The following is a 20097-nucleotide window of genomic DNA, read 5'->3' as shown; positions in this document are numbered from 1 at the left end:
CCATGCTGGACCTGGATCTCCGCCGCCGCCAGGGAGAATTCCGCCTGGATGTCCGCCTGTCGGCCGGACCAGGGGTGACGGCGCTTTACGGCCGCTCGGGCTCGGGCAAGACCTCGGTGATCAACATGGTGGCCGGTCTGTCGCGTCCCGACGAGGGCTCCATCAGCGTGGACGGAAGGGTGCTGTTCGACTCCCGCTCCGGAATCGACCTGCCGCCCGAGGCCCGGCGCCTGGGCTATGTTTTCCAGGAGCACCGGCTGTTTCCCCATCTTTCGGTGCGCGGCAATCTGGAATTCGGGCAGAAGCTGCTGCCCAGCGCCGAGCGCACCCAATCCCTCGACAAGGTGGTCGAACTGCTGGGCATCGAGTCCCTGCTGGACCGGCGACCCGCCAAGCTGTCGGGCGGCGAGAAGCAGCGGGTCGCCATCGGCCGCGCCCTGCTGGCCAGCCCGCGCATCCTGCTGATGGACGAGCCGCTGGCGGCGCTGGACCCGGCGCGCAAGGCCGAGGTGCTGCCCTTCATCGCCCAACTGGCCCGCCGGTTTTCCGTCCCCATCCTTTATGTCAGCCATTCCATGGACGAGGTGCTGCGTTTGGCCGATACCCTGGCCCTGATGGATGGCGGCAAAGTGGCCGCCTCCGGGCCGCTGGAGAGCCTGATGGGCGATCCGGGGCTGCGGCCGCTGACCGGGCGCTACGAAGCTGGTGCCGTGATCGGCGCCGTGGTCTCCAGCCACGATTCCGGCTTCGGCATCAGCCGCCTGGCCTTCGACGGCGGCACGCTGATCGTCGGGCGGTCCGAGTTGCCGGTGGGGGCGAAGGTCCGGCTGCGCATCCACGCCCGCGATGTGGCCATCGCCATCGAGCCTCCCGACCGGGTCAGCATCCGCAACGTGCTGCCCGCCATCGTGGTTTCGGTGGCTCCGGCGGATTCGTTCCTGGTGGACGTCATCCTGGCCTGTGGTCCCACCCGGTTCTGGGTGCAGATCACCACCCTGGCCCAGGCCCAGCTGAATCTGGTGCCGGGGATGCGGGTCCATGCCCTGATCAAGGCCCTGACCATTGCCCGGGGTGACGTGGCTTCTGTGGATTAGCTCCTATACGGCCTATGGATTTCGTCGTAGGCTTTGGCCAGGCAATCCGTGGAGGTGGTCATGAAAGTCTGGGTTCTGCTGGTTCCCCTGATGCTGGGGCTGGCCGCTGGACAGGCGTCCGCCGCCGATAGCGGCGGGTTGGGAAGCGTCCTGAAGGATGCCGCCACCGATGCCGCCGGCCAGGCTGCCCGCGACACCGTCGACAAGGCCGCGCCGCGCCGCGACGACCGTGATCGCCGCGACGACCGCGACAGGAACTATCGCGACCGTGATGACCGGGACCGCCGTGGAGATCGCGACCGCGACGTGCGTGACCGTGATCGCCGCGACGACCGCGACAGGAACTATCGCGACCGTGATGACCGTGATCGCCGTGGAGATCGCGACCGCGACGTGCGTGACCGGGATCGCCGCGACGACCGGGACCGCCGCGAGGATCGCGACTACCGTGATCGGGACCGCCGTGACGGGCCGGGAAACTCCTACGAGCACCGCCGTGACGGGCGAGGCGAGCGGGAAAATCCGGGTCGTGGCAACAAGAACCGCGACGACTAGCCAGGGCTCTTTCGACCGTTCATGACACCCGCCCACATTCTGGTGGTGGACGACGATGCCACCGTCCGCTCGATTCTTTCCGGCATCCTGACCGCCCAGGGGTACCGCGTCACTCCCTGTGGCGGCGGAGAGGAGATGTGGGCGGCCCTGGCCGCCGGTCCCGCCGATCTGGTGCTTCTTGACGTGGAGATGCCGGGCGAGGACGGCTATACCCTGGTCCAGCGCCTGCGCGAGCGTTTCGCCCTGGGCATCATCCTGCTGACCGGTCACACGGCCCTGGAGCACAAGCTGCACGGTCTGGAAATCGGTGCCGACGAATTCCTGAGCAAGCCGTGCGACCGGCGCGAATTGCTGGCCCGTATCAAGTCGCTGCTGCGGCGGGTGCCGTCGGTTCCGGTCAGAACGCCGCCCAAGCGCCCGACCTCCTGCCCCGTCTGCGGCAGCCGGGTGCGCTATTCCCTGGAGACCGAAGCCGGAGCCGTGGGGTCGTGCCGCGCCTGCAGCTGGTCGAAGTTCTACGAGGGGTAGAGCAACTCAAGGGCGGGCTGCCGCCCGCACCCGCCCGGGGCGATGCCCCGGTCCCCCTTTGATTTCATGAAGAAGCAAAAGAGAGGTTTGGAGACCTCGTCTCCAAGCGGGGCCGGGGCGGCAGCCCCGCTGAAGGCTGCGGCCTTCACCCCACCTCGTGGCGGCAGTCGCAGCCCTTGCCGGCGGCGATCCAGCGCGCCACCAGCCTTGCCGCCCAGCGGCGGGGAAGCAGGGGGGCGAAGCGCCCCGGTTCGGCCAGCACGCCACAGACATAGCGATCATCCCTCCATTGCAGGGCGGGGCAGGGACCTTTGAACCGGTGGAACAGGACGATTCCCAGGGGGCAGGTGGCCACGGCGCAGCACAGGCCGCAGCCGTTGCACGCCTGCCCGTAAGCGGGCTTGGCGGGCGCGCCGGAGTGGAGCTCGACCTTCACCGGAATGACGGCAAAGGGGTCACAGCGTCACTTCGTGCTCGAAATAGTCCTTGTTGCGGATGTCGGCGCCCGACTTGGTGCGATCGATATAGACCACCTTCCAGCCCGGCATCTCTTCCTTGATGCGCCGGGCGATGTTGAGCGCCCGGGTCTGGAAGGCCTCGGTCACGGCGGGGGTCACCGCCTCGACCCGGTCCAGGGATTGCTTCCACGCCACGATCTCGGATTTGAGGCCGGGCGACAGCAGCAGCGGGGCGGGATCGGCGGTCTCGTCCTCGCTGTTCCACACCCCGTCCGAGCCGTAATAGCACATCAGGCGCACGCAGACCTGACGGTCGGCGGCGCGACCCGGGGCGCCGGTCACCGTCATGGAGGACAATCGGCCGTTCTCGGCCCGCAGACGCCCGATTTCGGCCACCGATTCGGCCAGCAGGCCAGCCAGGCAATTGCCGTCGTGCCGCCCGGTCTCCGCCGCCGAGGCGCAGCGGCAGGCGGGGGCGGGAAAGCCCTGCAGGCGGGAAATCAGGTCGGATTCGGACATGATGGAATACCCCTGTTCACAAGCTTGGCAACAATAGCGTTCTATCCCGTGGCCCACATGCGCTGTCTTGGGCAGTCGGCCATGCGGGGAACGGATTTCCCAACCCGTTCAGGCGGGCCGGCGTCCCAGCCAGTCCCGGGTCCAGGCCAAGGCAGCCTTCAGATTGCTCTCGGCCGCCGGGCTCAGGGGCTCCCCCAACTCGAAGGCCTCGCCGGCGATGGCCAGCAGGGTGCAGGGCGGCGGCGCCGTTCCCTTGATCTCCGTATAGACATGCATGACGCCCTGGGGCGACAGGGCATGGCTGCTGAAGGACGAGTCCCGGGCCGGGGCGATGGCCTCGGCGCGGAACGGCGCGTCGCCCGGTGCCGACGAGGCGTCGACGAACAGCACCCGGTCGCGGCCCTCCAGGTCCAGGGCGTGCTCCACCTGAAGCTGGAAGTCGGTCAGGATGTCCACCGGCCCCCAGTGGGGATGGGCGTCCAGCAGCGCCTCGACGGCGTCCAGCAGGGCCGGGCCCAGGGCGTCGTCGCCGCGCGACGGATTGCCCCAGCCGAAGATCAGGGTGGGGGCGGTCATGGCATCTCAGCCTGTCATCCCGAGGCGCAGCCGAGGGATCTCCATCTGGTGCGGCGTTTTCGAAAGGGAAACGTCGTTCCAGGATGAGATCCCTCGCATTCGCTCGGGATGACGCGACAGGGCTGGGGAAAATCTCACTTTCCGATCCGCCCCTCGCTGTCCTTGGTCATGCGGTCGATCTCGGCCCCCGTGGCGTCGACCAGGGTCACTTCCAGCGGCATCTTGCCCAGCGCATGGGTGGCGCAGGACAGGCAGGGGTCGAAGCAGCGGATGGCCACCTCGATGTGGTTCAGCAATCCCTCGGTGATCTCGTGCCCCTGCAGGTAGTTCTTGGCCACGTCCCGGACCGCCACGTTCATGGCGGTATTGTTGTTGGTGGTCGAGACGATCAGGTTGGCATAGGTCACCAGATCGTTGTCGTCGACGCGGTAGTGGTGGAACAGGGTGCCGCGCGGCGCCTCGATGACGCCGATGCCTTCCCCGCGCCGGGGACCTTCCGCCATCAGGTCGGCCCCCATGATGTCGGGGTCGAGCAGCAGGTCCTTGATGGTCTCGGCGGCGCACAGCATCTCGATCATGCGCGCCCAGTGGAAGCCCAGTGAGCCGTGCATGGGCTTGGCCCCGCCATGGGCGACGAACTCGACCCGCTCCTCCTCCGCCTGGGGCGTGGGGATGCTGTCGCAGTTCTGGATGCGGGCCAGGGGGCCGACCTTGTACCAGCCCTTCTCCTCGCCCAGGGTGGTGATGTAGGGGAACTTCATGTAGCTCCACGACTTGACGCCCTCGGTCAGCAGGGTGTTGTAGCCCTGATAGCTGACCTGATCGAAGATGACCTCGCCATCCTTGTCGCGGGCGCGGAGCGCGCCGTGGTAGAAGTCCAGCGCCCCCTTGTCGTCCACCAGGCTCATCATGGTGGAGGGCACCGCGCCGAAGGCGTCGTAGAGCGCCGGGTTGGAGCGGTGCAGGCCCTTGATGATGCGCACCGCGTCGCGGCTCCAGGCGATCATCTGGTCGGAATCCTTGAGGAGATAGTCGCGCTCCTCGGCGGTCAGGGACTTGTTGACGCCGCCGGGGACCGAGCCGGTGCCGTGCACCCGCTTGCCCGAGGTGACGCGGATCACCTCCTGGCCGAACTTCCTGAGCAGCACGCCCATCTTGGCCACGTCCGGATTGGCGGCGGCCACGCCGACGATGTTGCGCTTGGCCACATCGGAATCGAAGCCGAACAGCAAATCGGGCGACGACAGGTGGAAGAAGTGCAGGGCATGGCTCTGCAGCATCTGGCCGTAATGCATCAGCCGGCGGATCTTCTCGGCGGTGGGCGTCAGGATGCCGCCATTGACGATCATGTCCATGGCCTTGGAGGCGGCCAGATGGTGCGAGACCGGACAGATGCCGCATAGGCGCTGGACCAGCACCGGCACTTCCCAGTAGGGGCGGCCCTCGATGAACTTCTCGAAGCCCCGGAACTCGACGATGTGCAGGCGCACCTGATGCACCTGGTTGTTGTCATCCAGCAGGATGGTGACCTTGCCGTGTCCCTCGACCCGCGACACGGGCTCGATGACGATGCGCTTCAGCGCCTCGGGGGTCTTGGCGGTTTCCAGTTCGAATTGGTGCCTCATCGCGGCCGTTCCTTCAGTCGTAATGGATCAGGCCGTGGCCCAGGGTGGGCGTGCGGCCGGCCAAGAGGTCGGTGAGAAACTTCCAGATGGCGTCGCCGCTGGGCGGGCAGCCGGGCAGGAAGTAGTCGATCTTGACCACCTCGTGCAGGGGATGCACCTCGTTCAGCAGCAGCGGGATTTCCGGATCGTTGGGAATGTGCACGCCGCGCCCCGGCTGGGCGTAGACGGCGGCCAGGATGTCCCTGATGTCCAGCGAGTTGCGCTGGGCGGGCAGGCCGCCGTTGATGGCGCAGGCCCCCATGGCGATCAGGATCTTGCAGTTCTTCCTGAACTCGTGGAGCACATGGACGTTCTCGGCATTGCACACGCCGCCCTCGATGATGCCGAGGTCGCAATCGGGGCTGCAATGCTTGATGTCGGTGATGGGCGAGCGGTCGAATTCCACCAGTTCCACCAGATCGAGGATGCGCTCGTCGATGTCGAGGAACGACATGTGGCAGCCGAAACAGCCGGCCAGGGAGGTGGTGGCGACCTTGAGCTTGCGCTTGGGGAGGGGAGCGTTCATCACACCTGCTCCTTGACGGGCGCGTATTGCACCGGATTGTCGCTGATGGGCGCCTTGTCGAAGCGACGCTGGCCGTAGGGCACCTCGAAGCCGTGACGCTTGTGCAGGATCACGCCCACCGGGCAGACATTGGCGGCCTTGTCGGTGGCGGCCAGATTGGTGTCGCCCAGTTCACCGCTTTCCGAGTTGCAGATCAGGTGCTTGGTGTTGCCGCGTCCCGAAATGGCGAAGACGTTCTTCTTGTCCACCTCGGCGCTGGCCCGGACGCACAGCTCGCACAGGATGCAGCGGTTGAGGTCCAGCAGGATGTCGGGGTGGCTGGCGTCCACTTCGCGCTTGGAGAAATATTGCGGGAAGTGCGGGTCCATCACGCCCAGGTCGTAGGCCAGACCCTGCAGCAGGCACTTGCCGCTCTTTTCGCAAGAGGGGCAGTAGTGGTTGCCCTCGACGAGGAGCATCTGCACCAGGGTGCGGCGCAGATCGAGGATTTCCGGCACCTCGCTTTCCACATGCTGGCCCGCCTGGGCCGGCGTGGTGCACGACGCGGCGGCGCGGCCGGGGATCTTGACGCTTTGACCGTCCTCGGTGGTCACGGTGCGCGAATCGATGCGCACCGTGCACAGCTTGCACGATCCATGCGGCTTGAATTCCGGGTGGTAGCACAGATGCGGGATATATTTGCCGGCGGTCAGCGCCGCCTGGATGATGGTCTGGCCTTCCTCGAAGGGGATTTCCTCTTCATCGAGGAAGAAGGTCTTGGGATCGCTCATGACGGGTCTCCCGCCTTGGTGCCGAGGCCGGCCCTGGATTTCCGGTGGGCGATGTGGAAGTGGGCGCCGGGATCGTCGCGGCCCGTCACCTCGCGCATCTTGGACAGCGCCTTGTCGAGATCGAAGGCGGGTTCGAAGTCGCGCACATTGAGCCGAAGCTCGTAGGATGGCCGGAACTTCTGCAGCGTGTCGGCGACGGCGTTGCCGGCCGTCTGGCCCAGGCCGCAATGGCTGGCGGTCTTCAGCGTGCGGATGACCCGCCAGATGTCGTTGATGTCGTATTCGCCGCCATGGCCCTCGTCGATCTTGTCCATGGCATTGGCCAAGAGCGTGGTGCCCACCCGGCAGGGGGTGCAAAAGCCGCAGCTTTCATGCACGAAGAAATGGGCGAAGTTGCGGGCCACCTGGAACATGTCCCTTGTGTTGTCGAAGATCATGAACGAGCCGCCGGTGGGAATGTCCTCGAAGGCGATGCGCCGCCCGAACTCGTTGGGCGCCACGCACAGGCCCGAGGCGCCGGCGATCTGGCAGGCCTGGGTATCCCTGGCGCCGCAATCGGCCAGCACCTGGGACACCTTGACGCCATAGGGATATTCGTAGATGCCGGGCCGCTCGCAATCGCCCGAGATGGACAAGATCTTGGTGCCGGCCGATTTGGGGGTGCCGATGGATTTGTACCAGGCGGCGCCCTTGGCGGCGATCAGGGCTGCCGAGGCCAGGGTCTCCACGTTGTTGACGGCGGTGGGCTGGCCCAGATAGCCCGCGGTGACGGGGAAGGGCGGACGCTTGCGCGGCACGCCGCGCTTGCCCTCCAGGCTTTCCAGCAGGGCGGTTTCCTCGCCGCAGACATAGGCGCCGGCGCCCAGGTGAACCTCGATGTCGAAGTCGAAGCCGGTGCGCCCCAGGATGGACTTGCCCAGCAGCTTGGCGGCGCGGCGCTTTTCCAGCACCGCGTTCAGCGGCTCCAGCAGGTAGCGGTACTCGCCGCGCAGGTAGACGATGCCCTTGCGGGCGCCGATGACATAGCCCGAGACGGTCATGCCCTCGAACACCAGACCGGCGTAGGAGGCCAGCAGCACGCGGTCCTTGAAGGTGCCGGGCTCGCCCTCGTCGGCGTTGCACACCACGTAATGGGCGGCATGGGGGCCGGTGCCCACGGCGGCGCGGCAGAAATCCCATTTCTGGCCGGTGGAGAAGCCGGCGCCGCCACGGCCGCGCAGGCCGGATTCCTTGACGGAATCCAGCACCTCCTGGGGACTCTTCAGCGCCTTCAGGGCGTCACCGGGAGCAAAGTCGGCGCCCAGCAGGGCGTCCTTGCGCCGGATATTGTCTTCCACCTTGAAGAATTCCGCCGGCCACTCGGCCAGGGGCGTCTTGTGGCGGATCAGCTCGACGATCTGGTCCACCCGCTGGGCCGTCATGCGGGTGATCGGGCGGTAATTGACCAGCAGGGCCGGACCCTGGTCGCACAGGCCGGTGCACGACGTGGTGTCGACGCTGACCAGGCCGTCCTCGGAGACCCGTCCCGGCTTCAGCCACAGCTTCTTGCACATGCGGGCCATCAGGTCGGCATTGCCGGCCATGCGGTCGGTGATGTTGTCGCTCCACAGCACGCGATAGCGGCCCAGGGGCTCGGTATGGAAGAAGTGGTAAAAGCCCGCCACTCCCTCGACCTGGCCGCGGGGCAGCCTGGTGCCCTCGGCCACCCGGGTCAGGATGTCGGGCGACAGCCACTCGGTCTCTTCCTGAATTTCGCGCAGGATCTGCATCAGCCGGGTGCCATCGGCCCCGTGGCGGGCCAGAACCGCCGACACAACGGTGCCGGCGTCGGAACCGTTGGGATTCCCTTTGGGCATTCGAATTCTCCCCACCTCGCGCATGGCGAAAGCCACGCTCTTGAACGATGGCCTGTCCCCTGTTGTCCGGGGATTGGAGAAAAAAGCCTACACCCGGCAAGGGCATCCGCCAACCCGCCCCGTGCAGATATGAGGCATGGCGGCCGTGATACTTTCGCGTAGCGACAAAGGTGCCGTGTCAGAAACGGCATTGTAATCACCGGCACCGTGCAGTAGAACGATTTCACTAGTACTGGAGACGGTCTCGATGGCAAATCCACAGGCTCGGCAATCGGAAAGAAAATGCACCGTCCGCCTCGCAAAGGCGACGGACATTCCGCAAGTGATTGCGATCGATACCGAGAATACTGGTCTGTCCAAGGCCGAGTATTGGGAAGATTTGTTGGAGCGTTACAATAGCCGCTCAACTGATGTGGATGATGACACTCAGCCGAAATCCGTAAAACGGTACCGATTTTTCTTGGTGGCCTGTGACGGAGAGGCGGTTCTTGGATTCATCATCGGTGAAGTCCGCGCCTGGGAGTTCGGTTCTCCCCCTTGCGGCTGGATTTTTGCCATCGGTGTTCGCAACAACACCCGCCAGGGCGGCGTCGGCCATGTGCTGCTGGAAGCCCTGAACGACCGCTTCCGCAAGGCGGGCGTCTCCAAGGTGCGGACCATGCTGGCGCGCGACGACACCCTGATCATGAGCTTCTTCCGCAGCCAGGGCATGATGGCCGGTCCCTTCATCCAGTTCGAGAAGGATCTCTGATGAAGCTCCAGAAAGCCACGCGCTGCGCCCTGTTCGCCATCCTGGAACTGGCCTCGGGCCAGGACCGCCAGCTCTCGGCCAACGAGATCGCCGAGAAGTACGGCATCAGCACCAACCATCTGGCCAAGGTGCTGCGCTCCCTGGGCCGCGTCGGCCTGGTCGAGGCGGTGCGCGGCGCCGGCGGCGGCTACCGCTTTTCCGGCAACCGGCGGCGCACCACTCTGCTGGACATCATCCAGCTGTTCGAGACCATCGACCCCATCCGCCACGGCGAGCGGGAAGACGGCGACGACACCGCCGAGGGCAAGGGCCTATGCCAGGTGCTGATGGAGATCGAGGACACGGCACGCGCCACCTTCGCCTCCATCACCCTCGACACCATGATCAAGCTGGTGGAAAAGCACCGGTAGCGGGGGCGTTTTCCGGAAGGATAAGGATGAAGTGTCATCCCGAGCGGAGGCGAGGGATCTCATCCTGGCACGGCTTTTCAGAATTGGCGCCGCCGGTCCAGGCGGAGATCCTTCGCTGCGCTCAGGATGACATGATCGTTTAGCGTGCCTGTCCGACAGGAGGCGCCGCTGCCGGTGGCTTTGGCTTGGCCGGAGGCTGCTGGCCCGGAACCGTCGGCGGTTTCGGCTTGGGTGGCTGTCCAGGCGCGGCGGCGGGGGTGCTGGGCTTGGGGGGCGCGGTGCCCGGCGCATGGCCGGGGGCCGGTTCCTCGGTCCAGCGCATGGGGCACAGGGCCACGTCGCGGCTGTGCCAGTCCTTGAGCAGGGTCGAGCGCAACTCCTCGGTCGGCCGCCCCTTGGCGTCGCGGGTGGTGCGTCGCAGATAGACATTGACCGAGGGGGAATGGTTGGTGTCGAAGCGGAAGGTCCCGCGCACCGAGGGGAATTCTGCCCGTCTCAGCGCATTGCGCACTGCGTCGCGATCGCCGGCGCGTCCGCCGGTGGCGCGTAGCGCCGCGTCCAGCATCTGGGCGGTGTCATAGCCCTGGGCGACCCAGCCGGTAACCGGGCGGCCGTATTCCAGTTCGAAATCGGTGATCAGGCGCTTGCCCAGCGGCGTTTCCAGATCGGGGCTCCAGGGCGCCACGTTAAGCACGTCCATGCCCGCTTCGGTCATGGCGGGGAGCATGGGGCGCTCCCAGCCCTGCCAGACGCCGATCAGCGGCACGTCGCCCTTCAGTCCGGAGACGGCGTATTCGCGGGCGAAGGCGCCGCCCATGCCGCCGGTCAGCAGGTTGATCACCGCGTCCGGCGAGGCGTGGCGGATGGCGATGATCTCTTCGGTATAGCGGGTGGCGCCGTGGCGCGGGCGTCGGATCTCGATCACCTCGCCCGGCCAGGACCGGCGGATGGTGCCAATGGCCTGATCGGTGGCGGGGGCGTCGGTGCCGATGACCGCCACGCGGCGCATTTTCTCGGCGCCGAGATGGGCGCCGATGGCCTCGTGGATGGCCTGGACCGGCGTTGCCACCTGGAAGTACCAGGGCGAGCAGGTCGCGCCGGCCATGCTGGCGGGCGCGGCGTCCAGGTTCAGCACGAAGGCGCGGGATTCGGTCAGGGTCTTGACCATGGCCGTCATGGAGGGCAGCCCCACCGCCGTCACCACGAAGTCCACCTTTTCCCGCTCGATCATCCGGCGCGCCACCGCCAGGGCGGTGTCGGGCGAGCCCTTGTCGTCCTGGACCACGACGCGCACTTCCTGGTTGGAGAAGCGGCCGCCCAGATGGCGCATGGCGGTGGAAAAGCCGTCGACGCTGTCCTGGCCCGCCATGGCGCCCGGCCCCGACAGGGTGGCGATGATCGCCACCACGATGGTGGGGTTGGACACGCCGGTGGTGACTGGCAGGGCCGCCGTCGGCGACGGCGCCAGCCAGGCGAGGGCGAGAAGGGCGAAAAGGCTGCGGCGCATCAGGGCCTCAGGCGGTCGGCCACCCGCTGGAAGTCCTCAACCTTGCCCAGCGGCCCTATGGCGGCGAAGGTGGGGGTTCCCGCGAACAGGCGCCTTGCCACCCGGGCGCAATCCTCGGCGGTGATGGCTTCGACCTTTTCCACCACCTCAGCCACCGGAACCGGGCGGCCATAGATCACCACCTGACGGGCCAACTGCTCGCAGCGCGACGTGGTGCTTTCCAGGCTCATCAGAATCGAGGCCTTGAGCTGGGCGCGGGCCCGCTGCACCTCGGGCTCGTTGACGCCGCCGCAGACCTTGACGATTTCATCGCACATGACCGGGATCAGCTCGGCCACCTCGTCCTCGCCGGTACCGGCATAGACGCCGAACAGGCCGCCGTCGTTGTAGGACGAGGCGAAGGAATAGATGGAATAGACCAGCCCGCGCTTTTCCCGCACTTCCTGGAACAGGCGGCTGGACATGCCGCCGCCCAGCAGGGTGGACAGCACCGAGGCGGAATAATAGTCCGGGTCGTCATAGGCGACGCCGTCGAAGCCCACCACCACGTGGACCTGCTCCAGGTCGCGTTCCTCGCGGTAATCGCCGCCCACATAGCGGGCCTGATCGGTCACCGCCGCGTGATGAGGGGGCAGTTGCGAGAACGCCGCCCCGGCCGCGGCCACCAGATGGTCGTGGTCGATGCGGCCCGAGGCCGACAGCACCATGCGCGGCGCCGAGTAATTGCCGCGCAGATAGCCCATCACCTGATCGCGGCTCATGGCCCGCACCAGTTCCTCGCTGCCCAGCACCGGGCGGCCGAGCGGCTGGTCGGGATAGGCGGTGGCCTGGAAGTGGTCGAAGATGATGTCGTCGGGCGTGTCGATGGCCTGGTTGATCTCCTGGACCACCACCGCCTGCTCGCGGCCCAGCTCCTCGGCCTCCAGGGTCGAGTTCTGCAAGATGTCGGAGATGATGTCGAGCGCCAGCGCCGCATCCTCCTTCAGCACCTTGGCGTAATAGGCGGTGTGGTCGCGCGCCGTGTAGGCGTTGAGGTGGCCGCCCACCGCGTCCATCTCCTCGGCGATGTCCAGCGCCGAGCGTCGCGCCGTGCCCTTGAAGGCCATGTGCTCCAGCAGATGGCTGACGCCGTTGATCTCGGCGGGCTCGTGCCGGGTGCCGGCATCGACCCAGACGCCCAGCGACACGGTCTCTACCGTGTCCATGGGATCGGTGACGATCTTGAGGCCGGAGTTAAGTCGGGTCTCCCTGATCTCGCTCATGCGTTTTCCCGACGGGCGAAGGCCCGCACATACTGCTTCAAGAGATCGGCATCATTGCCCATCCGGTCAAGCCGTTCGGTCCTCTCGAACAGGTCGGCCATGTGGGGCGGCAGGCCGGGGCGGATGCCGGTGGCCTTTTCCACCGCGTCGGGGAACTTGGCCGGGTGGGCGGTGGCCAGGGCGACCATGGAGCAATCCCGGGCGGCGTGGCCCTTCAGGGCGGCGGCGACGCCGATCACCGAATGGGGGTCCAGCGTCTCGCCGGTGGAGCGCTTGAGCGAGCGCATGGCGGCCAGGGTCGCCTCGTCGTCGAAGCGGTAGCCCTCGAACACCTCGCGCATGGCGGTCCAGGCGCCCTGGGGCATGACCATGGCGCCGTTCTTGCGGAAGTCATCCATCAGCTTGGCCACGGCGGCGCCGTCGCCTCCCAGGGCCAGGAACATCAGGCGCTCGAAGTTGGACGAGACCTGGATGTCCATGCTGGGCGACAGGGTGGGGACCACGCCGTCGGCCTTCATCACCCCGCCTTCGAAAAAGCGGGTGAGGATGTCGTTGGTGTTGGAGCCGATGATCAGCTTCTCCACCGGCAGGCCCATCAGCTTGGCGGCATAGCCGGCGAAGACGTTGCCGAAATTGCCCGTGGGCACCGAGAAGCTCATGGGCACGTCGGGGGCGCCCAGCGCCACGCCGGCGGCGAAGTAATAGACGATCTGGGCCATGACGCGGGCCCAGTTGATGGAATTGACCGCCGACAGGTTCATCTCGTCTCTGAAGGCGGCGTCGTTGAACAGCGCCTTCACCAGATCCTGACAATCGTCGAAAGTGCCGTCCACGGCCACGTTGCGCACGTTGGACGACAGTACCGTGGTCATCTGACGGCGCTGCACCTCGGACACCCGGCCATGGGGGTGGAGGATGACGATATCCACCGCGGCGCGGTCGCGGCAGGCCTCGATGGCGGCCGAGCCGGTATCGCCCGAGGTGGCGCCGACGATGGTGACCTTTTGCCCCTTCTTCTTCAGCACGTGGTCGAACAGGCGGCCGACCAGTTGCAGGGCGTAGTCCTTGAAGGCCAGGGTCGGGCCGTGGAACAGCTCCATGACCCACTGGTTGTGACCCAGCTGCTTGAGCGGCGCCACCGCCGGATGGGCGAAGGCGCCGTAGGACTCGGCGCACAGCCGGGTCAGCTCGGCCTCGGTCAGGCAGCCCTCGACGAAGGGGCGCATGACGCGCACCGCCAGCTCGGCGTAGGACAGCCCCCGCATGGCGCGGATGTCGGCGGCGGAGAAGACCGGCCAGCTTTCCGGCAGATACAGGCCTCCGTCACGGGCCAGACCGGCCAGCAGGACGTCGTCGAAATCAAGGGCCGGTGCGGCGCCGCGGGTGCTCACATACTTCAAGGGAAAGCCTCTTCGAGGGCGAAACGTAAAAGAGGGATACACTAACCATGCGGCGCGAAGGGAGCAAGCACGCCGCTTGCACCGGGGGGTAAACCGTCGGTGCAAAGGGATAGGCCATAACTTAAGTGTTGATACGGGTTTAACCTGACCATACTCTATGAATGGACATAAATCGCTACATTTTGTTTCTTGTTCATCGGGGTTTGGGTGGTGCCAGGGGCGTCGGCAGAAAGTGAAATTGTGCGTGCCGGGGGGCATGGGAGCGGCGTCTTCCGGGATTCCGTGGTACGGCTGCTGCTGCCTTTGCCGCTGAACCTGCTGTTTTTTGGCGGGACCGCCTTTGCCGTGCTGGTAGCCGAACTGGTTGCCGCCCTGGTCAGCCTAGCCATGGTCGGCCATGTGCCGCCGGTGGTCTGGGCGGGGGCTTTCTTCGCGCCGCTGGTGGTGGCGCCCGCCGAACTGGCGGTGCTGGTGGCGGTGATCGGCCGCATGCGCGATGAAATGGACCGCCGGCGTCAGGCGGAACAGCACCTCTTGGAGGATATGGCGGGTCGCCGCGAGGTGGAGGCCGAGCTGCGTTCCAACGAGGAGAAGCTGCGGGCCATGTTCGAGAAGTCTCCGCTGGGCATGGCGCGCAATCGTGTCGACGGCAGTTTTCTCGAGGCCAATCCGGCCTTTCTCGGGATCGTTGGCTACGATATTGAGGATTTGCGCAGCCTGAGTTACTGGGACCTCACCCCGGTGCGTTTCGGCCAGGACGAGGCCACCCAGCTGGAGCGCCTGGAGGCCCTGGGGCATTACGGGCCCTACGAGAAGGAATACATCCGCAAGGACGGCCGACGGGTTCCCGTCCGGCTGTCGGGGATGTTGGCCACCGGCCGCGACGGGGAAAGCTATATCTGGTCCATCGTCGAGGACATCACCGAATCCCAGGCGGTCGAGCGGGCCTTGATGGCCAAGACCGAGGAACTGGCCCGGTCCAATGCCGACCTGGAGCAATTCGCCTTCATCGCGTCCCATGACCTGCGCGAGCCATTGCGCATGGTCAGCGCCTATATGGGCATGCTGGAGCGCCGCTTCGGCCCCGTGGTCGGCGACGAGGGGGCCGAGTACATCGCCTATGCCAAGGAAGGCGCCCAGCGCATGGATCAGCTTGTGCTGGACCTGCTGGAATACTCGCGGGTCGGCCGGATGGAGGAGCCGCTGGAGCCGGTTCCCCTGGGCGAGGTGGTGGATGGCGTCGTGGCCAATCTGTCACCGGCCATCGCCCAATACGGCGCCAGCGTGGAATGCCGGTCTCCGTTACCGGCCATTCCCGCCGTGCGTGGCGAGATGGCGCAGTTGCTCCAGAACCTGATCGGCAATGCGGTGAAATATCGCGAGCCGTCCCGGCCCCTGCGGGTGGTGGTATCGGCGGTTCGCGACGGCGAGTACTGGCAAATCTCGGTGGCCGATAACGGCATCGGCATCTCGCCGGAGTTCTCCGAGCGGATATTCCGCATCTTTCAGCGGCTGCACACCCGTGACTGCTTTGAAGGAACCGGCATCGGACTGGCCATCTGCAAGCGCATCGTCGAGCGCCACGGCGGCCGGATCTGGGTGAATTCGGTGCCCGGCGAAGGATCCACCTTCACCTTCACCCTGCCGGAGTAACCGGCAGGGCTTGGGGCGACGGCCTATTTCTTGCCCTTGCCCTTGGGGGCGGGGGGAGACATTTCTCCGCCCAGGGTCTGCCATAGCTGAGTGACGATCTCCATGTTCCGCTGCACCACCGCCTGAAGGATGGCGGGCTGGGCAGTGACGAACTGCTGCGGGTCGCGGATGGCGGCCAGTTGCTGGAAGGCCTTGGCGTTATTCTCGGTGATCTCGCGGGCGGCTTCGAAATTGGCGCGCTGGAACTCGGCGACCTTGCCCAGGAAGGACGCCGGATCGGCGCTGAAGGCCTCGAACATCTTGGGGTCGAAACTGGGGAACATCGGGGCCTCCTTCTATCGGTGATACCCGTGAACTCTGTCACGTTTCCAAGCCGGCGGCAACGGAGCGCGGGACTGGGCTATTCCGCCCCCATCAGTTCGGTGGCCAGACGCCGCTGCAGGGTCTGGGCCTCCTGCTGGCGGCGCCACATGGCGGCATAGCGCCCATCGGCCTCCAGCAACCGGGCATGGCGGCCGCGCTCGACGATGCGGCCGTGTTCCAGCACCACGATCTCGTCGGCATCGACCACGGTGGACAGGCGATGGGCGACGATCAGGGTGGTGCGGTTGCGCGACACCTCGCGCAGGCTCTCCTGGATCTCCTTCTCCGTCTGGGTGTCGAGTGCGCTGGTGGCCTCGTCGAAGATCAGGATGGCGGGCTGCTTGAGAATGGTCCGGGCGATGGCGACGCGCTGCTTTTCGCCGCCCGACAGCTTCAGTCCCCGCTCGCCGACGCGGGTGTCGTAGCCCTGGGGCAGGCTTTGCACGAAATCGTCGATGCGGGCCAGCCGAGCGGCGGCCTCGATCTCGTCCTGGCTTGCCCCGGGGCGGCCATAGGCGATGTTGTAGCGGATGGTGTCGTTGAACAGCACGGTATCCTGGGGAACGATGCCGATGGCGGCGCGCAGCGACGACTGCGTCACGTCGCGGATGTCGGCGCCGTCGATGACGATGCGGCCCTCATCCACGTCGTAGAAGCGGAACAGCAGCCGCGAGATGGTGCTCTTGCCCGCTCCCGACGGCCCGACGATGGCCAGCGTCTTGCCGGCCGGAACGGTGAAGTCGACGCCGCCCAGAATCCGGCGGTCGGGATTGTAGCCAAAACTGACGGCCTCGAACCGCACCTCGCCGCCCTGCAGGGCCAGCGGGCCGGCCCCTGGGGCGTCCTCGATCTCGGCGTTTTCCCGCAGCAGGCGGAACATGGATTCCATGTCGGTCAGCGACTGCTTGATCTCGCGGTAGACGAAGCCCAGGAAGTTGAGCGGCAGGTAAAGCTGGATCAGGTAGGAATTGACCAGCACGAAATCGCCCAGCGTCATGGTGCCGTCGGCAACGCCCTGGGCGGCGCGGATCATCACCAGGGTCAGGCCCACGGCGATGACGGCGCCCTGGCCCATGTTGAGCAGGGACAGGGTCACCTTGCTCTTGCTGGCGGCATGCTCGTAGCGGGCCAGCGCCTTGTCGTAGCGCCCGGCCTCGTGGGCCTCGTTGCAGAAGTACTTCACCGTCTCGAAATTGAGCAGGGAATCGATGGCCTTGGTCGAGGCCTCGGAATCCGTCTCGTTCATGGCGCGGCGGAACTTGGTCCGCCACTCGGTGACGCCCAGGGTGAAGGCGATGTAGACGGCGATGGTCACCGCGGTGATCAGGGCGAACACCCCGTCATACAGGCCCCACAGGATGGCGGTGACCAGCCCGATCTCCAGCAGGGTGGGCAGGATGTTGAACAGCATGAAGTTCAGCAGGAACTCGATGCCCTTGGTGCCGCGCTCGATGGCCCTGGACACGCCGCCGGTCTGGCGGTCCAGGTGAAAGCGCAGCCCCAGGCGGTGCAGGTGGGTGAACACCCCCAGCCCGACCTTGCGGATGGCCCGCTGCGCCACCTTGACGAAGACGATGTCGCGCAACTCGGCGAAGCTGCCGGCCATGACGCGCGCCGCGCCATAGGCCACCAGCAGGGCCAGCGGCACCAGGACCGGCGATGCCGACAAGGTGTCCACCGCCTGCTTGTACAGCAGCGGGATGCCGACCCCCACGCCCTTGGCGGCCACCAGCAGGATCATGGCGGCGACCACCCGCAGCCGCAGCCCGGCCTCGCCCGGCGGCCACAGATAAGGGAACAGCGTGCGGAGCGTGGTCCAGTCGGCGCCGGGCCCCTGGCCGCGCCCCTTGTCCCAGGAGGATGGGTCTCGTCTTCTCATCTCCTCAAAATGAGGGCTCGGCGGTCGTGTCGCAACCTCGGAAGCGATGGAGTTAAAGGTTCATCTTCGGTTCATGTTTGGGCGGATAGGCTCCGGGCCAGCATCACTCCGGAGAAAAACCTCATGTCCCGCACCGCTGCCACAGGTTTCCTGCTTGCCGCCCTGGCCGTTACCGCCCCGGCCATAGCGGCGTCCTCCCACGATCACGCCCATGAGGGCGCGGCACCGGCGGCCGGGGCGCTGACCCTCGACCACGGCCGCAAGTGGCAGACCGATGCCCCGCTCCGCCAGGGGATGGCGGCCATCGGCGGCGAGGTGCGCGCCGCCCTGGGACCGGTGCATGACAGGCGCTACACGGTGGGAGATTACGATGCCCTGGCGGCCTCCATTTCCCGCCACATCGACGGCATCGCCCTGCAGTGCAAGCTTCCCGAGGCCGCCGATGCCCAGATCCACATCGTGCTGGCCGACCTTATGACCGCCACCGATGTCATGAAGGGCAGGGGCGGCGAGCGGAGCCAGGGCGTGGTGGCGGCGGTCAAGGCGTTGGACCGCTATCAGGCCCATTTCGACCATCCCGGCTGGAATCCGGTCCGCCACTGACGCAACGCCAACAGATTCCGCCACTCTTCGACGATTGCTCCCGCCCGTGGCGATGACTATTGTGGCGGGGCGGGAGCGATGAGGGTTTGTGCGTAGATGCGTCATCCGACAGTGACTCAGTCGGTTCAGGGAACCGACTGGAAGAAGGTCAGGGTGCTGGTGTTCGGCCTGGACGACCAGTTCCGTTTCCTTGCCCGCCAGACTTTTCGTAAGCTGAACGTGCGCGAAGTGGCGTCCTTCGATCAGCTCGCCGATCTGGGCAAGCTGCTGGTGCAGGGATTCGACATCCTGCTAATCGATTTCGCCTCCCATCCCGAAAACGGCTTGCGGGTGCTCGAAGGGGTACGCCAGCCCCAGGGCAATCCCAATGAGGCCCTGCCGGTGCTGGCGGTGGCGCCCTCGACCCTCAAGGATACCCTCGACCGCGCCAAGATCCTGGGCATCGAGGGCGTGATTCCCAAGCCCATTTCGGGCCACGAACTGGGCCACCGGGTGGGCGAGACCCTGGCCACCCCCCAGCGCATGGCGCCGCCCGCCAGCCTGTCCGATGCCCCCAAGCGCAATTTCATCAAGGACGCCGACCCGCTGCCCGAGATGAAGGACGCGGAGGGCGCCGGTCCGGCGGGCGCGGCCAAGTCCGCCGCATCCCAGCCCATTCCCGAAGTGGCCGCCCTGATGGCGCGGCTGGAAGCCCGCACCGGCGCGGCGGCCTCGCTGGCCGAGCCCCGGCCGTCGCGCAGCGGGCCGGTGGAGGTTCTGCAGGGCAAGGCGCCGTCGCCGCCCGCTCAGGCCGCGCCGCCCGCTCCGGCGCCGAAGCCAGTCCAAAAGCCCGCTCCCGCCACATCCCCCGCCCCTCCCGCGCCGAGCAACCGGGGCTTCGCCTCGGTCTCCGAGGAGGCTCCCGCCCGCCGGGTCGCCGGGGGCAAGCTGTCCGATGACGATCTGGCGCCCGTCCGCAAGCTGTCCGACGGCCCCATCGAGGTGGCGGGCATCCGCCCCGATCCCGATGCCGAGGCCGCCAAACGCCGTGCCGCCAAGCGCCGCAAGGAGTGGGACGAGGCCATGAGCCAGGCGGGCCACAAGGCGCGCAAGGGCCGCGACGTGGCGGCGCTGGACGTGTCGGCCGTGGTGGCCGAGCATGGCAAGTGGCTGCAGACCAATGGCGCCGAGGGCAAGCGCGCCACCTTCACCGGCATGGATCTGGCCGGGGCCGACCTGTCCGGCGCCATTCTCGCCAATGCCACCTTCCGCGAGGTGGACCTGTCGGATTCCTGCCTGGCCGAGGCCCGTCTGGATGGGTCCGACTTCCGCTATGCCACCTTGTCCGCCGCCAATCTGGGCGGGGCCAATCTGGGGGTGGCGGCCATGCGGCACGCCAAGCTGAACCTCAGCAATCTCGAAGGCGCCGTGCTGCGCGGCACCGACCTGTCCGGCGCCAGCCTGGGCGGAGCGCGAACCGCCGGCGCCGACTTCAAGGGCGCCATCATGATGGGCGCCGATCTTCGCGACGCCGACCTGTCCAAGGCCGAGAACCTGACCCAGGCCCAGGTCGACAAGGCCATCTGCGACAAGGCCACCCGACTGCCGCCCGGGGTCTTCCGCCGCCTGGAGGAGGGCGAGCGGGCGGTCTGATTCCGTGCGCAAATTCCTGCCGTGACACTTCCCTGCTTGAAAATATGCTCGAGCAATACAACATTGAGCATGTTTAGCCATGACCTTTGTA

Annotated in this window: 20 protein-coding genes; 8 read left to right on the top strand and 12 right to left on the bottom strand. The window is 66.7% G+C overall.

Translation table 11 applies throughout. From position 1 onward, the window contains the following. Positions 1-2 precede the first annotated feature (2 nt). Genes modC through AMB_RS17200 form a run of 3 tightly spaced genes read left to right on the top strand, consistent with a single transcriptional unit; the run spans position 3 to position 2177 of the window. Positions 3-1094, top strand: a complete 1092-nt coding sequence (modC, locus tag AMB_RS17210) for a molybdenum ABC transporter ATP-binding protein (protein ID WP_011385763.1) — start codon at positions 3-5, stop codon at positions 1092-1094. Positions 1095-1154: 60 nt separating this feature from the next. After that, positions 1155-1649: a hypothetical protein gene (locus AMB_RS17205; RefSeq protein ID WP_011385762.1), complete on the top strand. Its 495-nt coding sequence runs from the start codon at positions 1155-1157 to the stop codon at positions 1647-1649. A 21-nt stretch (positions 1650-1670) separates the two neighbouring features. After that, complete coding sequence (locus AMB_RS17200) at positions 1671-2177, top strand: response regulator transcription factor (RefSeq protein ID WP_011385761.1); 507 nt, start codon at positions 1671-1673, stop codon at positions 2175-2177. 145 nt (positions 2178-2322) lie between these two features. Here AMB_RS17200 and AMB_RS17195 read toward each other — a convergent pair whose 3' ends face one another. The 7 genes from AMB_RS17195 to AMB_RS17165 form a co-directional block, all read right to left on the bottom strand. Further along, a complete protein-coding gene (locus AMB_RS17195; RefSeq protein WP_050750754.1) occupies positions 2323-2613 on the bottom strand; it encodes a hypothetical protein in 291 nt (96 codons plus the stop codon). 19 nt (positions 2614-2632) lie between these two features. Further along, a complete protein-coding gene (locus tag AMB_RS17190; protein ID WP_011385758.1) occupies positions 2633-3154 on the bottom strand; it encodes a hypothetical protein in 522 nt (173 codons plus the stop codon). Between the two features lie 108 nt (positions 3155-3262). Further along, positions 3263-3730 (bottom strand): hydrogenase maturation protease, encoded by a 468-nt coding sequence (locus tag AMB_RS17185; protein WP_011385757.1) that lies wholly within the window; start codon positions 3728-3730, stop codon positions 3263-3265. A 134-nt stretch (positions 3731-3864) separates the two neighbouring features. Next, entirely contained in the window at positions 3865-5355 is a 1491-nt protein-coding gene (locus tag AMB_RS17180; protein ID WP_011385756.1) for a Ni/Fe hydrogenase subunit alpha, read from the bottom strand. A gap of 13 nt (positions 5356-5368) precedes the next feature. Then, positions 5369-5920, bottom strand: coding sequence for an NADP oxidoreductase (locus AMB_RS17175; protein ID WP_011385755.1), 552 nt, complete (start codon positions 5918-5920; stop codon positions 5369-5371). Further along, positions 5920-6690, bottom strand: a complete 771-nt coding sequence (locus tag AMB_RS17170; RefSeq protein ID WP_011385754.1) for a 2Fe-2S iron-sulfur cluster-binding protein — start codon at positions 6688-6690, stop codon at positions 5920-5922. The genes AMB_RS17175 and AMB_RS17170 overlap by 1 nt, the downstream gene beginning before the upstream one ends. Next, positions 6687-8546: an NAD(P)H-dependent oxidoreductase subunit E gene (locus tag AMB_RS17165; RefSeq protein ID WP_050750753.1), complete on the bottom strand. Its 1860-nt coding sequence runs from the start codon at positions 8544-8546 to the stop codon at positions 6687-6689. The genes AMB_RS17170 and AMB_RS17165 overlap by 4 nt, the downstream gene beginning before the upstream one ends. 247 nt (positions 8547-8793) lie before the next feature. Here AMB_RS17165 and AMB_RS17160 point away from each other — a divergent pair, with 247 nt between their 5' ends. Both AMB_RS17160 and AMB_RS17155 read left to right on the top strand, forming a co-directional pair. After that, the gene (locus AMB_RS17160; RefSeq protein WP_011385752.1) at positions 8794-9297 is read left to right on the top strand and encodes a GNAT family N-acetyltransferase; all 504 of its coding nucleotides are present in this window, start codon (positions 8794-8796) and stop codon (positions 9295-9297) included. Continuing rightward, on the top strand, positions 9297-9707 hold the full coding sequence (locus AMB_RS17155) for an Rrf2 family transcriptional regulator (protein ID WP_011385751.1): 411 nt from the start codon (positions 9297-9299) through the stop codon (positions 9705-9707). The genes AMB_RS17160 and AMB_RS17155 overlap by 1 nt, the downstream gene beginning before the upstream one ends. Before the next feature lie 139 nt (positions 9708-9846). Here the strand turns inward: AMB_RS17155 and AMB_RS17150 are convergent, their stop codons facing one another. From AMB_RS17150 to thrC, 3 genes are read right to left on the bottom strand one after another with little or no spacing between them, the layout of a single operon-like run. After that, a complete protein-coding gene (locus AMB_RS17150; RefSeq protein ID WP_011385750.1) occupies positions 9847-11214 on the bottom strand; it encodes an ABC transporter substrate-binding protein in 1368 nt (455 codons plus the stop codon). Next, a complete protein-coding gene (locus tag AMB_RS17145) occupies positions 11214-12476 on the bottom strand; it encodes a M16 family metallopeptidase (protein ID WP_011385749.1) in 1263 nt (420 codons plus the stop codon). Before AMB_RS17145 ends, AMB_RS17150 begins: the two co-directional genes overlap by 1 nt. Continuing rightward, the gene (gene thrC, locus AMB_RS17140) at positions 12473-13876 is read right to left on the bottom strand and encodes a threonine synthase (RefSeq protein WP_011385748.1); all 1404 of its coding nucleotides are present in this window, start codon (positions 13874-13876) and stop codon (positions 12473-12475) included. Before thrC ends, AMB_RS17145 begins: the two co-directional genes overlap by 4 nt. Before the next feature lie 282 nt (positions 13877-14158). On the opposite strand from thrC, the gene AMB_RS17135 reads away from it, so the two are divergent. Next, positions 14159-15529: a sensor histidine kinase gene (locus tag AMB_RS17135; RefSeq protein ID WP_231848875.1), complete on the top strand. Its 1371-nt coding sequence runs from the start codon at positions 14159-14161 to the stop codon at positions 15527-15529. Positions 15530-15552: 23 nt separating this feature from the next. On the opposite strand, the gene AMB_RS17130 is transcribed toward AMB_RS17135, so the two are convergent. After that, the gene (locus AMB_RS17130) at positions 15553-15852 is read right to left on the bottom strand and encodes a phasin family protein (protein ID WP_011385746.1); all 300 of its coding nucleotides are present in this window, start codon (positions 15850-15852) and stop codon (positions 15553-15555) included. 77 nt (positions 15853-15929) lie between these two features. Next, positions 15930-17771 carry an ABCB family ABC transporter ATP-binding protein/permease gene (locus AMB_RS17125; protein WP_043744998.1) on the bottom strand — a complete coding sequence of 614 codons (1842 nt, stop codon included), beginning with the start codon at positions 17769-17771 and terminating at the stop codon, positions 15930-15932. Between the two features lie 123 nt (positions 17772-17894). On the opposite strand from AMB_RS17125, the gene AMB_RS17120 reads away from it, so the two are divergent. Together AMB_RS17120 and AMB_RS17115 are read left to right on the top strand one after the other, a co-directional pair. After that, on the top strand, positions 17895-18374 hold the full coding sequence (locus AMB_RS17120) for a hypothetical protein (protein ID WP_043744996.1): 480 nt from the start codon (positions 17895-17897) through the stop codon (positions 18372-18374). A gap of 96 nt (positions 18375-18470) precedes the next feature. Continuing rightward, positions 18471-20006, top strand: a complete 1536-nt coding sequence (locus AMB_RS17115) for a pentapeptide repeat-containing protein (RefSeq protein WP_011385744.1) — start codon at positions 18471-18473, stop codon at positions 20004-20006. Positions 20007-20097 lie beyond the last annotated feature (91 nt).

This window comes from Paramagnetospirillum magneticum AMB-1, from assembly GCF_000009985.1.
GTDB classification, from domain to species: domain Bacteria; phylum Pseudomonadota; class Alphaproteobacteria; order Rhodospirillales; family Magnetospirillaceae; genus Phaeospirillum; species Phaeospirillum magneticum.
This window is presented reverse-complemented; position numbering and strand designations above follow the sequence as displayed.

Bases quoted from the DNA above. Each gene is read 5' to 3' on its own strand.
- AMB_RS17145 (WP_011385749.1), bottom strand. From the start codon at position 12,476: ATGAGCGAGATCAGGGAGACCCGACTTAACTCCGGCCTCAAGATCGTC.
- AMB_RS17170 (WP_011385754.1), bottom strand. From the start codon at position 6,690: ATGAGCGATCCCAAGACCTTCTTCCTCGATGAAGAGGAAATCCCCTTC.
- AMB_RS17120 (WP_043744996.1), top strand. From the start codon at position 17,895: ATGTCCCGCACCGCTGCCACAGGTTTCCTGCTTGCCGCCCTGGCCGTT.
- AMB_RS17115 (WP_011385744.1), top strand. From the start codon at position 18,471: ATGCGTCATCCGACAGTGACTCAGTCGGTTCAGGGAACCGACTGGAAG.
- AMB_RS17190 (WP_011385758.1), bottom strand. From the start codon at position 3,154: ATGTCCGAATCCGACCTGATTTCCCGCCTGCAGGGCTTTCCCGCCCCC.
- AMB_RS17130 (WP_011385746.1), bottom strand. From the start codon at position 15,852: ATGTTCCCCAGTTTCGACCCCAAGATGTTCGAGGCCTTCAGCGCCGAT.
- AMB_RS17150 (WP_011385750.1), bottom strand. From the start codon at position 11,214: ATGCGCCGCAGCCTTTTCGCCCTTCTCGCCCTCGCCTGGCTGGCGCCG.
- AMB_RS17160 (WP_011385752.1), top strand. From the start codon at position 8,794: ATGGCAAATCCACAGGCTCGGCAATCGGAAAGAAAATGCACCGTCCGC.
- AMB_RS17175 (WP_011385755.1), bottom strand. From the start codon at position 5,920: ATGAACGCTCCCCTCCCCAAGCGCAAGCTCAAGGTCGCCACCACCTCC.
- AMB_RS17165 (WP_050750753.1), bottom strand. From the start codon at position 8,546: ATGCCCAAAGGGAATCCCAACGGTTCCGACGCCGGCACCGTTGTGTCG.
- AMB_RS17200 (WP_011385761.1), top strand. From the start codon at position 1,671: ATGACACCCGCCCACATTCTGGTGGTGGACGACGATGCCACCGTCCGC.
- AMB_RS17125 (WP_043744998.1), bottom strand. From the start codon at position 17,771: ATGAGAAGACGAGACCCATCCTCCTGGGACAAGGGGCGCGGCCAGGGG.
- AMB_RS17155 (WP_011385751.1), top strand. From the start codon at position 9,297: ATGAAGCTCCAGAAAGCCACGCGCTGCGCCCTGTTCGCCATCCTGGAA.
- modC (WP_011385763.1), top strand. From the start codon at position 3: ATGCTGGACCTGGATCTCCGCCGCCGCCAGGGAGAATTCCGCCTGGAT.
- AMB_RS17180 (WP_011385756.1), bottom strand. From the start codon at position 5,355: ATGAGGCACCAATTCGAACTGGAAACCGCCAAGACCCCCGAGGCGCTG.
- AMB_RS17205 (WP_011385762.1), top strand. From the start codon at position 1,155: ATGAAAGTCTGGGTTCTGCTGGTTCCCCTGATGCTGGGGCTGGCCGCT.
- AMB_RS17185 (WP_011385757.1), bottom strand. From the start codon at position 3,730: ATGACCGCCCCCACCCTGATCTTCGGCTGGGGCAATCCGTCGCGCGGC.